The organism is Dolichospermum compactum NIES-806 (assembly GCF_002368115.1).
GTDB classification, from domain to species: Bacteria; Cyanobacteriota; Cyanobacteriia; order Cyanobacteriales; family Nostocaceae; genus Dolichospermum; species Dolichospermum compactum.
Map to the genome: position 1 here is coordinate 489,452 of NZ_AP018316.1, position 13,131 is coordinate 502,582.

16 protein-coding genes and 2 pseudogenes are annotated in these 13,131 nt (G+C 38.4%); 8 read left to right on the forward strand and 10 right to left on the reverse strand.

Translation table 11 applies throughout. The features are described 5' to 3' along the window. Nucleotides 1–31 precede the first annotated feature (31 nt). Nucleotides 32–376 carry a rubredoxin gene (locus CA730_RS02195; protein ID WP_096663393.1) on the reverse strand — a complete coding sequence of 115 codons (345 nt, stop codon included), beginning with the start codon at nucleotides 374–376 and terminating at the stop codon, nucleotides 32–34. A gap of 261 nt (nucleotides 377–637) precedes the next feature. Between CA730_RS02195 and CA730_RS02200 the strand changes: the two genes are divergently transcribed. The 3 genes from CA730_RS02200 to CA730_RS02210 are packed head-to-tail and all read left to right on the forward strand — an operon-like array spanning nucleotide 638 to nucleotide 2,248. Further along, complete coding sequence (locus tag CA730_RS02200; protein WP_027404721.1) at nucleotides 638–1,000, forward strand: NAD(P)H-quinone oxidoreductase subunit 3; 363 nt, start codon at nucleotides 638–640, stop codon at nucleotides 998–1,000. Next, nucleotides 991–1,728 (forward strand): NADH dehydrogenase subunit K, encoded by a 738-nt coding sequence (locus CA730_RS02205; RefSeq protein ID WP_096663396.1) that lies wholly within the window; start codon nucleotides 991–993, stop codon nucleotides 1,726–1,728. The genes CA730_RS02200 and CA730_RS02205 overlap by 10 nt, the downstream gene beginning before the upstream one ends. After that, complete coding sequence (locus tag CA730_RS02210; RefSeq protein ID WP_096663399.1) at nucleotides 1,721–2,248, forward strand: NAD(P)H-quinone oxidoreductase subunit J; 528 nt, start codon at nucleotides 1,721–1,723, stop codon at nucleotides 2,246–2,248. Before CA730_RS02205 ends, CA730_RS02210 begins: the two co-directional genes overlap by 8 nt. A gap of 254 nt (nucleotides 2,249–2,502) precedes the next feature. Here CA730_RS02210 and CA730_RS02215 read toward each other — a convergent pair whose 3' ends face one another. Continuing rightward, nucleotides 2,503–3,522, reverse strand: a complete 1,020-nt coding sequence (locus CA730_RS02215) for a transposase (RefSeq protein WP_053537527.1) — start codon at nucleotides 3,520–3,522, stop codon at nucleotides 2,503–2,505. A gap of 194 nt (nucleotides 3,523–3,716) precedes the next feature. Between CA730_RS02215 and CA730_RS02220 the strand changes: the two are divergent. Next, nucleotides 3,717–3,953: pseudogene (locus tag CA730_RS02220) on the forward strand (Uma2 family endonuclease); the annotation flags it as partial. Nucleotides 3,954–3,982: 29 nt separating this feature from the next. On the opposite strand, the gene CA730_RS26345 reads toward CA730_RS02220, so the two are convergent. From CA730_RS26345 to CA730_RS02230, 4 genes and pseudogenes are all read right to left on the reverse strand, one after another. Beyond that, nucleotides 3,983–4,471 carry a RidA family protein gene (locus CA730_RS26345; RefSeq protein ID WP_407919793.1) on the reverse strand — a complete coding sequence of 163 codons (489 nt, stop codon included), beginning with the start codon at nucleotides 4,469–4,471 and terminating at the stop codon, nucleotides 3,983–3,985. 9 nt (nucleotides 4,472–4,480) lie between these two features. Beyond that, nucleotides 4,481–4,603: pseudogene (locus tag CA730_RS26350) on the reverse strand (pentapeptide repeat-containing protein); the annotation flags it as partial. A gap of 15 nt (nucleotides 4,604–4,618) precedes the next feature. After that, on the reverse strand, nucleotides 4,619–4,975 hold the full coding sequence (locus CA730_RS26355) for a pentapeptide repeat-containing protein (protein ID WP_231939953.1): 357 nt from the start codon (nucleotides 4,973–4,975) through the stop codon (nucleotides 4,619–4,621). Nucleotides 4,976–5,130: 155 nt separating this feature from the next. Beyond that, complete coding sequence (locus CA730_RS02230; protein ID WP_096663401.1) at nucleotides 5,131–5,562, reverse strand: NUDIX domain-containing protein; 432 nt, start codon at nucleotides 5,560–5,562, stop codon at nucleotides 5,131–5,133. Nucleotides 5,563–5,707: 145 nt separating this feature from the next. Here CA730_RS02230 and malQ point away from each other — a divergent pair, with 145 nt between their 5' ends. Further along, nucleotides 5,708–7,216, forward strand: coding sequence for a 4-alpha-glucanotransferase (gene malQ, locus CA730_RS02235; RefSeq protein WP_096663404.1), 1,509 nt, complete (start codon nucleotides 5,708–5,710; stop codon nucleotides 7,214–7,216). 46 nt (nucleotides 7,217–7,262) lie between these two features. On the opposite strand, the gene CA730_RS02240 is transcribed toward malQ, so the two are convergent. Together CA730_RS02240 and CA730_RS02245 are read right to left on the reverse strand one after the other, a co-directional pair. Beyond that, nucleotides 7,263–8,039, reverse strand: a complete 777-nt coding sequence (locus CA730_RS02240; RefSeq protein WP_096663406.1) for a helix-turn-helix domain-containing protein — start codon at nucleotides 8,037–8,039, stop codon at nucleotides 7,263–7,265. 16 nt (nucleotides 8,040–8,055) lie between these two features. Continuing rightward, on the reverse strand, nucleotides 8,056–8,829 hold the full coding sequence (locus tag CA730_RS02245) for a pseudouridine synthase (RefSeq protein ID WP_096663408.1): 774 nt from the start codon (nucleotides 8,827–8,829) through the stop codon (nucleotides 8,056–8,058). Nucleotides 8,830–8,971: 142 nt separating this feature from the next. Between CA730_RS02245 and CA730_RS02250 the strand changes: the two genes are divergently transcribed. Next, nucleotides 8,972–9,685, forward strand: coding sequence for an LmeA family phospholipid-binding protein (locus CA730_RS02250; RefSeq protein ID WP_096663410.1), 714 nt, complete (start codon nucleotides 8,972–8,974; stop codon nucleotides 9,683–9,685). A 103-nt stretch (nucleotides 9,686–9,788) separates the two neighbouring features. On the opposite strand, the gene CA730_RS02255 is transcribed toward CA730_RS02250, so the two are convergent. Together CA730_RS02255 and cbiT are read right to left on the reverse strand one after the other, a co-directional pair. After that, entirely contained in the window at nucleotides 9,789–10,679 is an 891-nt protein-coding gene (locus CA730_RS02255) for a phosphatidate cytidylyltransferase (protein WP_096663412.1), read from the reverse strand. Nucleotides 10,680–10,745: 66 nt separating this feature from the next. Beyond that, nucleotides 10,746–11,348, reverse strand: coding sequence for a precorrin-6Y C5,15-methyltransferase subunit CbiT (gene cbiT / locus CA730_RS02260; protein WP_096663414.1), 603 nt, complete (start codon nucleotides 11,346–11,348; stop codon nucleotides 10,746–10,748). Nucleotides 11,349–11,444: 96 nt separating this feature from the next. Between cbiT and CA730_RS02265 the strand changes: the two genes are divergently transcribed. Both CA730_RS02265 and tatA read left to right on the forward strand, forming a co-directional pair. Then, complete coding sequence (locus tag CA730_RS02265) at nucleotides 11,445–12,896, forward strand: serine/threonine protein kinase (RefSeq protein WP_096663416.1); 1,452 nt, start codon at nucleotides 11,445–11,447, stop codon at nucleotides 12,894–12,896. Nucleotides 12,897–12,937: 41 nt separating this feature from the next. Continuing rightward, nucleotides 12,938–13,114: a twin-arginine translocase TatA/TatE family subunit gene (gene tatA, locus CA730_RS02270; RefSeq protein WP_096663418.1), complete on the forward strand. Its 177-nt coding sequence runs from the start codon at nucleotides 12,938–12,940 to the stop codon at nucleotides 13,112–13,114. Nucleotides 13,115–13,131: the final 17 nt, after the last annotated feature.

The following is a 13,131-nucleotide window of genomic DNA, read 5'->3' on the forward strand; positions in this document are numbered from 1 at the left end:
CCCTGTTGCTCGTAAATAAAAATGGCGGTTTTTACTGTAGTCCGTAAAGACTAATAAAAAACAAGAATCCCAGAGCCAAAGCCCCAAAAATCAAAATGTTCTTTTGAGTTGGTGTCAGCGTATTACCACCTAAACCATAACCCAAGTTTTCCTTGAAACCAGAGGCAGTACCCGCCGGTCCAACATTCGCAAAAGCAGTTTTCTTCGCTATACAAACTGGACAACGCCAATTTGTCGGCAGTTCCGCAAAAAGTGTTCCGGGGGGAACATCACTTTTATCGTCTCCCTTCTCAGGTTCATAAACATAACCGCAAGAGCGACACTCATAGCGGTCTAACACTGGAGTTTCCATAGCTTGTTCAGCTTGTTCACTCATGGCTTTTAGTCTCGCAGAGGGGAATTATTAAATATACGTTACAAATTATGACATAATTGCTGGACTTTTCTATCACTAATCAAAAGGATTCAAATACAAGGATCTTCTCTGTTGCCCAGATTTCAGAAAACCCTAAAAGATATAATGTAAAAGAACATTATCCATATATTTCACTGAACACTTGTCAGTTGCCACCTATCAATCCATAAAACTGATAACTGATAGCTTATTCCCTTACACCATTAGCGGTAGAAAAACATTGTGTTTGTTCTTAGCGGTTACGAGTACCTTCTAGGCTTTTTCATCCTGTGTAGCCTAGTACCAGTCCTAGCACTGTCAGCCTCAAAAATTCTTAGACCCAGTGGTAACAGTCTAGAAAGACGTACTACCTACGAATGCGGACTAGAACCTACTGGCGGAGCTTGGATTCAGTTCAATATTCGCTACTATATGTTTGCTCTAGTCTTCGTTGTTTTTGACGTAGAAACAGTATTTTTGTATCCTTGGGCAGTTGCATTTAACCGGTTAGGTTTATTGGCATTTATCGAAGCCCTTGTCTTTATTTCGATTCTTATCATCGCCTTAGTTTACGCATGGCGGAAAGGAGCTTTGGAATGGTCTTAAATTCTAATATCATCACCCCAGAAACAGAACAAATCATCAACCCCATACAACGGCCGACAGTCACCCATGAACTGTCAGAAAACGTGATTTTAACCACCGTTGATGACCTTTACAACTGGGCGCGGCTTTCTAGTTTGTGGCCCTTACTGTTTGGTACAGCTTGCTGCTTTATTGAATTTGCGGCATTAATCGGCTCTCGCTTCGACTTTGATAGGTTTGGGTTAATTCCTCGTTGCAGCCCCCGCCAAGCCGATTTAATCATCACTGCCGGGACAATTACCATGAAGATGGCTCCCCAATTGGTGCGTCTTTATGAACAAATGCCCGAACCCAAGTATGTGATTGCTATGGGTGCTTGTACAATCACTGGGGGAATGTTTAGCGTTGACTCCCCGACAGCAGTGCGCGGAGTTGATAAACTAATTCCCGTAGATGTATATTTACCTGGTTGTCCTCCTCGTCCAGAAGCGATAATTGACGCAATTATCAAACTGCGGAAAAAAATTGCCAACGAGTCCATGCAGGAACGGGATAACATCAAGCAAGTTCACCGTTACTACAGTACAACTCATAATATGAAGCCAGTTCCCGAAATCTTAACTGGTAAGTATATGCAGTCCGATACTCGCTTTAACCCGCCCAAAGAATTGACAGAAGCAATTGGTATGGCTGTACCCCCAGGATTATTGACAGCAAAGACACAGAAGGAGGAACAAGCACGTGGCTGAAGAAGAATTGAAACCAGTTCCCGCAGCAGAAGCAGCTTTAGTTCAACCCGGTAAAGTTTCCCAATGGTTAGCGGAAAATGGCTTTTTCCATGAGTTCTTAGATCTTGACGCTAACGGTGTAGAAATAATTAAAGTCCCTGCAAATTTTCTACTACCTATTTCTACAGCTTTGTATGCTTATGGGTTCAATTATCTCCAGTTTCAGGGAGGGATTGACTTAGGTGCAGGAGAAGAATTGGTAAGTGTTTATCATTTACTCAAAGTCAGTGATAATGCTGACCGTCCCGAAGAAATCAGGGTGAAAGTGTTTTTACCCAGAGAAAATCCCTCTGTCCCCTCAGTTTACTGGATTTGGAAAACAGCAGACTGGCAAGAACGGGAAAGCTACGATATGTATGGCATCATCTATGAAGGTCATCCTAACTTAAAACGGATTTTGATGCCGGAAGATTGGGTAGGTTGGCCTTTACGCAAAGATTACATCTCGCCTGATTTTTACGAGTTACAAAATGCTTATTAAGTATTGCTGAAATTGAATTTTCAGTAGTGATAATTAACCCCTTTCCAGTTGTGGAGAGGGGTTTAAGTTATAAGTCTTTATTTGTGTAATAGTGAATTATAAATAATTATCCAAGCATCAATTAATGTAATGTGATTATAAGTTAAGAATTTTAGGTACTTCCAAGAAATAAATTATCCCGATTAACCAGAAATGTTGAATAGCGTAATAAAACTTTACATATTGAAATAAACTTAGCCTATAAGTGCTATTTTTCATCTTATCCAAATAAGTTTTCTAAACCAATGAACATAACTTATTTCCTGACACATATAGGACTGAAGATAACGGAGTTTATCTAATAAAGTTTTGCCAAATTCTTGCGGTATTTCTATTAGTTGCAATATCAAATAAGCGATTAAACAGCACATTATCTGAATTCTAATTCCATTCTCATTCTTTGTCATAAGTCTGTCTAACTTGAGGTGCATTTTTAAGAATTTCCATAACAATTCAATTTGCCATCTTTGTATGTAAATTTCCATAATCTCTTGATTACTAACTTGCTCTTCTCCTTCATTTAATAAGTTTGTTGCTAAACGAAATTCACTCTTAGTTTCTATATCACAAAATGCTACTACTCTAATTTCCACTTCTCTTTCATCTTTGCCAACTTTACAATTACCATTTTCTAGCATTTCTAAAGTGACATTATTTTTAATTCTTAAGACAAAAGCTTTATTTTTTTGTTGTTTTAATTCAGATATTCTTTCGGAGGATGCAAATCCTCTATCCATTATCCCTACTCCTTTTGACGGAATTGCTTCTACTGTTTCTTGTCCATATTTATGGTCATGTCCTTGCCCAAAATGAATCACCATTCCACCAACTTCTGATGTCAAACTATCTAACCCACAAAATAGTTTTACTTGATGATATCCTTGACTCCATAATAATTTACTTGTTAATGTAATAATTGTTGAATCTATAGGAAATAATGCTTGGGTTTCTTCCTTTCCTTTTTTCTTTCTCAGTTGATTGTTTAATTCAGTTATTATCTCCAAAAATACTTGAGTATCTCTCTTTTTACTTGCCTTGGAAAAATTTGATATTTTTAAATCTATCCCTTGATTATTTAGTCTTTGAAATAAATCTCTCATACTCACTATACTTTTATCCATGACATACTGTAACCACACTGATACAAATGAAAATGTGTCCAGAACTGGATAATCTTTTTTGGGCAATGGTTTCAATATTGTTTTGACCACTTCTGGGAAATTCTTTAAGCGCATAATTTGATAATTCTTTATCTATATTTTTTTAGATTGTATCAAATTATGGTACTTTTTTTTAATCTTTTCCTAACATTCAACACTTCTGCCGATTAACGAACCACAGAGGCGCAGAGGACACAGAGGAATAATGACTTTATGTAAAACAACATTTATTGTAGGTTGGGTTGTTCGCGTTAGCGTTGCGGAGCAATCCTCACGAAAACCAACTTTACTGGATAGAGGAAATGAACCTTTTCCTGGGAGTGTGGGAAGGGACAAGGGAAAACTTAACTGGTAAATGGTTAAGATGGTGGGACGAACAGGGAAATTTATTGTTGTGGAGTTCAGAATTGGTAGAACAAAAACAACAAGAGATAGAACAAGAAAAACAACATGCTGACAAATTAGCAGCCCAATTAAAAGCATTAGGTATTGAACCAGAAAATTAAAAGTAGGGTGGGCATCACCCACCGTATAATTAACTACTAATAACAGCAATACAATCAATTTCTACCAACACATTTTTAGGTAAACGGGAAACCTCCACACAAGCACGCGCTGGAGCGGTATCTTCAGAAAAATATTTTGCATAAACCGCATTTACAGCAGCGAAATCATTCATATCAGCTAAAAATACCCCAGTTTTCACCACATTTGCAAATGTAGCTCCAGCTTCTGTTAAGATAGCTTCAATATTTCTCATCACCTGTTCAGTTTGCTTAACTACATCTTCGGTGTAGACAACATCACCTAAACTGGGATCTATGGCAATTTGTCCAGCTACAAACAACATTTGTCCAGAAGCGAGAATTCCTTGATTGTATGGTCCAACAGGTGCAGGTGCTTTATCGGTACAGATTACTTTACGATTCATAATATATATGTCTTTTGGCTCTTTTGTTAATGGTGTTTCTGGTTTACCGAATTCTAAATCTGTAGATGTTTGGTAACCTTCTCCATCTGGCATTATCGCACCTGTGAGGTCAGCATTTTTAAAGGTTGCACCATAAATATTCGCGTCGGTTAAATCTGCTTTTTTCAGATTTGCACCATCTAGATTTGCATTCATTAAATCGGCTTTTTGCAAATCCACTCCTTCTAAATTTGTCCCTTGTCAACAAGCTTTTTGGAGATTGACGCTTTCTAAGTTTGCGTTCCTCAAATTTGCACTTTCTAGGTTTGCATTCCTCAAATTAGAGCTACTCAATTCAGCCCCAGTCAAATTTAAATAATAACTGTTCACTAATTCACCTAAATTAGCGTTTATTAAAGATGCTCTAGTGAGATTTGTCTTTTCAAGATTTGCTTTACTCAGATTAGCATTATTCAAGTTCGCTCCAATCAAATTTGCGTTTTTGAAGTCAATTCCGCTCAAATCCGCACTTTCAAGGTCTACCCCTCTGATATCTTCAGAATGAAACTTCCGTTCACCACGACGAGCATATTTCTCTAAAAGTTCTTCAGCGTCCATAATGCACCATTGAATACCATGCAAACAGTATAAAACAAAGAAGCAATATGAATACAGAGTTAAACGCCTTGGGGGGAGCAATGCTAAACCCCTACATTTTTCTTCTTTCTTCTTCTCTTTCTTCGTGTCCTTCGCTCCTTCGTGGTTTATTTCTCTTACCCCAACCTCGGACGTATCCCATAATTTCTATACCACCAATAATCCCGCAAAATCCGGTCATGGTCAAAACACAAATTACCAGGAACACACCAAGGCGAGAAAACACCCAAACTCTTAGCATCATCACCCGCTAAAGGTTCACCCGTAGCAGTTGCTAAAAAGACAATACTAATCGTATGCTGACGTGGATCTCGACTGGGATCAGAATACACTAATAACTGTTCGATTAATTCTACTTTTAAACCTATTTCTTCCTCTGCTTCCCTAATCGCCGCCTTTTCCACAGGTTCACCATAATCAACAAAACCACCGGGTAACGCCCAACCTAATGGTTCATTATGTCTCTCAATCAGGATAATGGGGCGATGAGGTCTATCAATTAGTTCAATAATGATATCAACGGTGGGGGCGGGATTTCTGTAAGTCATAAAATTTTAGATTTTGGATTATGTATTAATTATTTACTGTTGTTTCTATTTCTTCATGAATCAGAACAGTCAACGCTGGCTATGCCATGATAAATTCGATGCGTGATTTATAAAAAATTACGTTTTCCTATATTTCAGGTTAAATATGCCTTTTCCTAGATCAAGTGGTATTTTACTACATCCTAGTTCTTTCCCCAGTCGGTTTGGTATTGGGGATTTGGGTTTGGAAGCTTATCGGTTTATTGATTTTCTCAAAAATAGTCAGCAGCAATATTGGCAAGTTTTACCTCTAGGACCGACTGGTTACGGTAATTCTCCCTATATGTGCTACTCCGCAATGGCTGGAAATTACTTTTTGATTAGTCCAGAGAAGTTGTTAGAGGAGGGTTTGTTAATTGCCGAAGATTTGGCTGATTTACCAGATTTTACTGTAGATAAGGTAGATTTTAATGAGGTGATCCCTGTTAAGGTCAATCTGCTCATTAAAGCTTGTGAGGATTTTAAAATTAAAGCAAATTCAACTCAAAAACAAGCTTTTGCTAAGTTTTGTGCTGATAAAGGCTATTGGTTAAATAATTATGCGCTATTTATGGCTCTTAAAGATATACAAAATGGTGCAAGCTGGTACAATTGGGAACCGGAATTGGCAAAGCGTGAACCAGCAGTTTTAGCTCAGATGGAAAAAGATTTAGCAGAGGAGATTTTTTATTACAAGTTTGTTCAATATGAGTTTTTCCGGCAGTGGTCAGAATTGAAAAAATATGCTAATGAAAATGGGATAGATATTATTGGGGATATTCCCATTTATGTAGCCCATGATAGTGCTGATGTGTGGGCTAATCCTGAGATTTTTGCTTTAGATGAAGAAACGGGAGAAGTGGCTTTAATGGCGGGAGTTCCACCTGATTACTTTAGTGTCACTGGTCAATTATGGGGAAATCCGGTTTATAACTGGGAAGAATTGCAAAAACAAGATTTTAATTGGTGGATGTTACGCTTTGAGGCGATGCTGGATTATGTGGATATAATTCGCATTGATCATTTCCGGGGTTTTGAGGCTTATTGGGCTGTTCCCCAGGGAGAAACGACTGCCATGAATGGCAAATGGATTGAAGCACCTGGAGTGGCTTTATTTGAGGCAATTAGAAAGCGTTTGGGTAAGTTACCTGTTTTGGCGGAGGATTTGGGGATTATTACGCCAGAAGTGGAGGCGCTGCGAGATCAGTTTGAGTTTCCGGGTATGAAGGTATTACAGTTTGCTTTTGGTTCTGATCCCGGTAATCCTTTTTTACCGTTTAACTACACTCGCAATGCTGTAGTTTATACAGGTACTCACGACAATGATACGACTGTAGGCTGGTTTAATGCTGCGAATGATTACGAAAAGCAAAATCTATTGTTGTATTTGGGTTGTATCAGTCCAGATGGTATAAACTGGGATTTAATTAGGTTAGCTTTGAGTTCTATTGCCAATCAAACGATTATACCTTTGCAGGATGTATTAGGTTTGGGGACTCAAGCTCGGATGAATTTTCCCAGTACAGCGGAGGGAAATTGGGAGTGGCGTTACCAATCGGGGGTATTAACGCCAGATTTAAGCGATCGCTTAAAAACTCTCACTCTTCGTTGCGGACGCGCTCATAGAGAAAAATAGGTAATAGGTAACAGAAGAGAAAAATACTCCTAACTCCTAACTCTTTCTATAAGTTCGGTTTAGCAGCGATGTTGATTTCTTGAGCTTTGCCAAGTTCTCCCATTTCTTTTGCTTCTTGCTGATTCACACTCATTAACACACCACCAGCATTATCAGTTTTTACTGTCAGTTGCTCGGTGGCCTTCCAAGTGCGGCTAGAACCTTGTGGTAAAACTCCCTCAAAGGCTGTTTTACCATCTGTAACCACGCTAATCCAAGATGAAGCTTTTAAGGTGACACCAATTTGTACGGATTGATCCCCTTGCTTGTTGATAAATGTATTATTAGCAGCTTCTTCCCCTGCCAATTGGGTTACAGTTTTTGGTTGAATTTGGCGATTGTTTGCTTGCAAAGTGGAATTATTCAACAACTGGGATAAACCGTTAACAGAGCAGACAACCAGCCCAATATAAAGCAGGTAAAGATGAATAGGACGTAATTGAGGAACAGCTTGTAGTTTCCAATTGGATTGAAAACTTACTGATTGAGAACCAATGGGGAAATGACTAGCAAATTCCCCACCCCGAATTCCTAAAGCGTCTGCAAACTGTCTAATTAAGCCTTGAACATAGATGGGTTCTGGTAAGTCGCTTAAATTACCTTCTTCAATGGCTTGTAAAAGTCTTCGAGGAATTCTGGTGAATACGACTAACTCATCTAGAGTTAAACCCTGTTCCTGCCGTAGCGAAGCTAGTTGAGAGCCAAGTTGCCCTAACTTTTCGGCTTGATGTTCCTTGATAGAAGGTTTGATTGACTGTTTACCCTTCTTTCTGAACCATTTCATGTTTTTCTTTTACTCCTTAACTCGGCTTTGTCTTAATAGGTGTGCGAATTATCTGCTTATTTAAAAAACTAATTTCATCCTGAGTAAGATGACGATATTTACCAGATGGCAAGGATGCTGTTGTTGATGTTTTTAATTGAATTGAACCAATAGCCGTGCGATGTAGCTTAATGACTGGATATCCCAACTGTTCGGCTATACGACGAATTTGACGGTTTCTTCCTTCCTGTAAAACTATCTCTAAACAGCTTTGATCAATATAATTTTCAATCAAACGCACCTGAGCAGGTCTTGTGATTCTTCCTTCCAGAACTATACCCTGACTCCACTTGTCGAGAACTTTTGCTGGAGGGTGTCCTTGCACTACAACGCGGTAGGTCTTGGAAATACTATGACTAGGATGGGTAAGTCCATAGGTCAATTCTCCATCATTGGTTAAAATCAATGCTCCTGTCGAGTCTACATCCAAACGACCAACCGGGTGAATACCCCATCCGGTTCTTAATGCTGACGGGAGGAGATCCAAAACCGTCGGTCTTCCTTGGGGATCATGGCAAGTGGAGACAATTCCTGCTGGTTTATGCAGTAATAAATACATTTTGGATGGACGCTGTTCTCCCAGTACAGGTTGACCATCTATAGAGATCTTATCTTGGTGAGGATCGACTTTTTGTCCTAAATGTGCTAATACCCCATTCACACATACTCGTGATTGCCTAATCATTTCTTCAGCTTCACGTCGTGAGGCGATACCCCATTGAGCGAGAATTTTTTGTAGCCGTGCCTCCATGTTTAAATTGTGATTTTTTCGCTGAATATTTTTATACTGCTAATGCTTGCATTTTGTTGTTAACAAACTTCCATGTTAAATTTAAGGTTTGTTTAAGATACTCAAGTTTTGAGCATATTTACATTGATCTAACCGTCGAAAAATGACAGAACCAAGTTCCCCAAATACAAATAACAGTAAAGTCAGGATTATTACAAAAGTTTTAACATCAGCGATTAAGCTGTGGTTAAGAAGCCAATTGAATCAAGTATCTCATTTAGAGGTACAGATCACAGCAAGCGATCGCCAATTGCTGTCTGGTTGCATTCCTGGAGTATCAATTTCTGCTAGTAATGCCGTGTATCAAGGTCTTCATGCTACACAAATTGAACTTCAGGCAGAAAAGATCCAACTGAATGTGGCTTCAATTTTGAAAGGACAACCTTTACAATTATCAGCAATAGTACCTGTAGTTGGTAAGCTGATAATCGCTGAACAGGATCTTAATAATTCTCTGTCATCTCCATTATTATTAACAGCTATAAATGATGTACTGGTTCCACTACTAGCAGAATATAGCCTAAATTCCAAGGACATTACTTGGCGAAAAATCACCCTTGACAACCAGGTATTGATCCTGAATGGCATCCCAGTCTCTGAGATAGAAGAGGAATTTTTCAATATTTATTTAGGCTTAGAACTGCTCAATGGTCAAGAACTACAATTAACACAAGTTCAGATCAAGACCGATCGGGAGGTGCTTTGGAAAAGGAATGCTCCTTATATTATAAATCTGGGAACAGATGTTGATATCGCCAAAGTTTCTCTGATACCGGAACAACTTAGTTGTTATGGACGTATTAATATTAACCCATAATCATTAAAAAATCAAAATTCAATATTCCCTAAATTTAGTTTAAATTATCTGACTGTTGTGGGTGACACGGGCAACTGGAGACTATATCTTCTCTTGGTTACTATTACAGCGTTTTTTCTAGTAAAGGTAAAAGTAAGGTTATGAAATAATACACTAGAGGAGCAGTAAAAATATAGCTATCAGTGCGATCTAAAATCCCTCCATGACCAGGGATCAATTGTCCTGAATCCTTGACACCAGCATCACGCTTCAGCAAAGATTCTGTTAAGTCACCTAACAAACTAGCAATACCAATAATTAGACCCAATGTGAAACCAGTGATTAACCAGTCGGGAAAATTGAGAAAGTAAGCTCCTGTGATCGCAACAGCTACACTAGCACTAATACCAAAAACTGCACCTTCTACGGTTTTTTTGGGACTAATATCTGATAACCGAGTTTTCCCGAAGAATTTACCAAAAGTATAAGCACCAATATCCGCAGCCCAAATACATAAGAACGTGAGGATAGTAGCAGTTAGACCTGTTGGGAAAGAGGTCAAATTGCCTTGTCCGATATCTTGCCAATTAGATGGCCAATAACCACCTAAAGGTAAATTACTGCTAATAGCATGATCAATTCCCCGTAACCTGACCCAGTAACTTGGTAAGTAACCTACATAAAACAACCCCATAATAGACGCGGAAATATCCGCAATGGTGGCTAATTTGGGTTGAAAAAGTAGATAAAAACAAATAAGTGTTCCTGCTATGGGCATAATTGCATCAGCTAAACTACCATCAAGGGTACAAATTGCCAGTAGAACTTGACTCACAATCATAGTAGTTTTTACTGAGGGTGTTATGCCTCTAGAGCGAACCAAATTAAAATATTCTTGTTGACCTAAAAATACGACAATAGCGATCGCTATCGTAAAATACCAACCCCCCAATAGGGTTGCAGATAGCGCCATGATAATCGCAACAATTCCACTAATAATTCGAGACCAGGGCATAGGATAATATTTGGGATTTTAGATTTTGGATTTTGGATGCAACCCAAAACCGAAAACCGAAGGAATTTAATCTAGTTTTTCACCACTGAGAATGAAAATAGGATCGGCTGCTACAAAGGTTTGAGAATAGCCTCGTGTTTCTAAGCGATTAACTGCTGACTGGACAACTTCAATATTCCTAACTCTTAACTGAGAAAAGCTTTGAGAAATGGTATACAGATTTTCTAGATTACCAGCAGTGGCGACCACTCGGCCAGATGTTGGTAAATATTGCCATGCAGCTTGGACAATTTCCTGTATGGCTTTTCCTCCCTCAATGCAGATGCGATCAGGTGCTAACTTGATTTGGTTTAAGCATTCTGGGGCACTACCTTCAATGACTTCGACGTTTTTGACTTCAAATCGATCGCAGTTGCGTCTAATTAGGTTTGCAACATCCTCATCTCTTTCGATAGCAATTACTCGTCCTTGGGGACACAATAAACCCACCTCTATAGGAATTGTACCTGTTCCTGCACCAATATCCCACAATACCGAATCAGCTTGTAGTCGTAATTGGGAAATCAACAACAATCTTAATTCTCGCTGACTCAGAGGAATACCTGGTAAATTCTCAAATAATTCGTCGGGAATACCTGGGGTAATATAAGGCCAAAGTGGGGAAGGCATAAGCAATTAAAAATTAACAATTAAAATTTAACAACTGGAAATAAGGACGATAATTTTGGTATTGATACTGACAAGTGACATCAGGAAACTGCAATGATGAACAGGGAAATATTAGCTAATCGCTACGAAGTTCAACAACAGCTAGGCAAAAAAGCCGGCAGAAGAACTTTCTTAGCTACTGACTTAGTAACTGGAAAATCGGTAATTGTCAAGTTACTTGCTTTTAGTAGTGATTTTGAATGGGATGATCTCAAATTATTTGAGAGAGAAGCCCAAACATTAAAATCTTTATCACATCCCCGTATTCCTCTTTACTTAGACTATTTTGAGGTTAATTCCCATACATATAAAGGATTTGCCCTGGTTCAGACTTATATCCCAGCCCAAACCTTAGAACAATATTTACAAACTGGGAGAAAATTTACAGAAATTGAAGTTAAAGAAATTGCTTCATCCGTTTTAGAGATTCTTATATATTTACATGATTTAAATCCACCAGTTATCCATCGTGATCTTAAGCCTAGCAATATTTTATTAGGAGAGCGATCGGGCAATAGTGTCGGTCCAGTTTATTTAGTAGATTTTGGTTCAGTCCAGACCGTCCTAGCAGCAGAAGGAGGGACAAAAACTATTGTCGGAACTTATGGTTATATGCCACAGGAACAGTTTGGAGGGCGTACCGTTCCCGCTTCTGACCTTTATAGTTTGGGTGCGACTTTAGTATATTTAGTGACAGGAACTCACCCGGCAGATTTACCCCAAAAGGATTTTCGCATTCACTTTCAGCAAGTTGCTAATCTTAGTCCTAGTTTTGCTAACTGGTTAGAGTTGATGACAGAACCTATTTTAGAAAAAAGATTTAGTTCTGCAAGTGAAGCCTTATCTAGGTTGCAAAATAATTTTTCAGAAGTAATTATGCCATCAGAATCTAAACGAGGTGATTGGCATTGGGATCAAAATAATTGGATTTCCCAACAACAGCAGCAAGATAAACCAGCGGGTAGTAAAGTTAAGCTTACAAAAAATGGAGATGCTTTAGAGATTATTATTCCTCCTGTGGGCTTTCAATCCTCAACAGTGTTTATAGGGTTTTTTGCTACATTTTGGAATTCATTTATCTTAGTTTGGACTATTGGCGTTCTTTCTGCACCTTTTCCCGCTAATATACCCTTTGCTTTGTTCTCTCTACCTTTTTGGGGCGTAGGTTTTTCGATGATTTACGGTATAGTATACGGCTTATTTGGCGGTGTCAGCATCCATATAGATCAGCAACAAATTTCTTTTAATCACCAGTTAGGGAAATGGAAAATTCCTCGTCGTCGTTCAGCTTCTAGGGAAAGTATTAATAAACTTGTTTATACACCCCAATATTTTACTAAAGACTCCGACGGAGATAAAACTCAAGTACCTGCAAAATTGGTAATTTGGGCAGGGGTAGAAAAATTTGAGTTTGGTGTTAATAAATTTACTATTAAATCCGAAGCAGAATTAGAATGGTTAGCTAGAGAATTGAGTCAGTGGTTAGATATGCCAATTAGGACGGAATAAATTCTCTAGTTAATTAGATTGAGTCAAAAAGGAAAATCATCATGTTTGGATTAGGATGGCCGGAAATAGTGATAATTACCATAGTTGCAATTTTGATTTTTGGACCGAAGAAAATTCCTGAATTGGGAGGAGTCTTAGGAAAAAGTCTGAGAAATTTCCAGGAAGGGATGAAAAAATCTGATAAAGATGATCATTCAGACAAAGAAAACTTAGATTAGGCAAAATAACCAAAAAT

Coding starts and splice junctions, on each gene's coding strand:
- CA730_RS02215 (WP_053537527.1), bottom strand. CDS start 3,522: ATGCGCTTAAAGAATTTCCCAGAAGTGGTCAAAACAATATTGAAACCA.
- malQ (WP_096663404.1), top strand. CDS start 5,708: ATGCCTTTTCCTAGATCAAGTGGTATTTTACTACATCCTAGTTCTTTC.
- CA730_RS02195 (WP_096663393.1), bottom strand. CDS start 376: ATGAGTGAACAAGCTGAACAAGCTATGGAAACTCCAGTGTTAGACCGC.
- CA730_RS02245 (WP_096663408.1), bottom strand. CDS start 8,829: ATGGAGGCACGGCTACAAAAAATTCTCGCTCAATGGGGTATCGCCTCA.
- CA730_RS02255 (WP_096663412.1), bottom strand. CDS start 10,679: ATGCCCTGGTCTCGAATTATTAGTGGAATTGTTGCGATTATCATGGCG.
- CA730_RS02205 (WP_096663396.1), top strand. CDS start 991: ATGGTCTTAAATTCTAATATCATCACCCCAGAAACAGAACAAATCATC.
- CA730_RS02265 (WP_096663416.1), top strand. CDS start 11,445: ATGAACAGGGAAATATTAGCTAATCGCTACGAAGTTCAACAACAGCTA.
- CA730_RS02230 (WP_096663401.1), bottom strand. CDS start 5,562: ATGACTTACAGAAATCCCGCCCCCACCGTTGATATCATTATTGAACTA.
- CA730_RS02240 (WP_096663406.1), bottom strand. CDS start 8,039: ATGAAATGGTTCAGAAAGAAGGGTAAACAGTCAATCAAACCTTCTATC.
- CA730_RS02250 (WP_096663410.1), top strand. CDS start 8,972: ATGACAGAACCAAGTTCCCCAAATACAAATAACAGTAAAGTCAGGATT.
- CA730_RS26345 (WP_407919793.1), bottom strand. CDS start 4,471: ATGCCAGATGGAGAAGGTTACCAAACATCTACAGATTTAGAATTCGGT.
- cbiT (WP_096663414.1), bottom strand. CDS start 11,348: ATGCCTTCCCCACTTTGGCCTTATATTACCCCAGGTATTCCCGACGAA.
- CA730_RS26355 (WP_231939953.1), bottom strand. CDS start 4,975: ATGGACGCTGAAGAACTTTTAGAGAAATATGCTCGTCGTGGTGAACGG.
- tatA (WP_096663418.1), top strand. CDS start 12,938: ATGTTTGGATTAGGATGGCCGGAAATAGTGATAATTACCATAGTTGCA.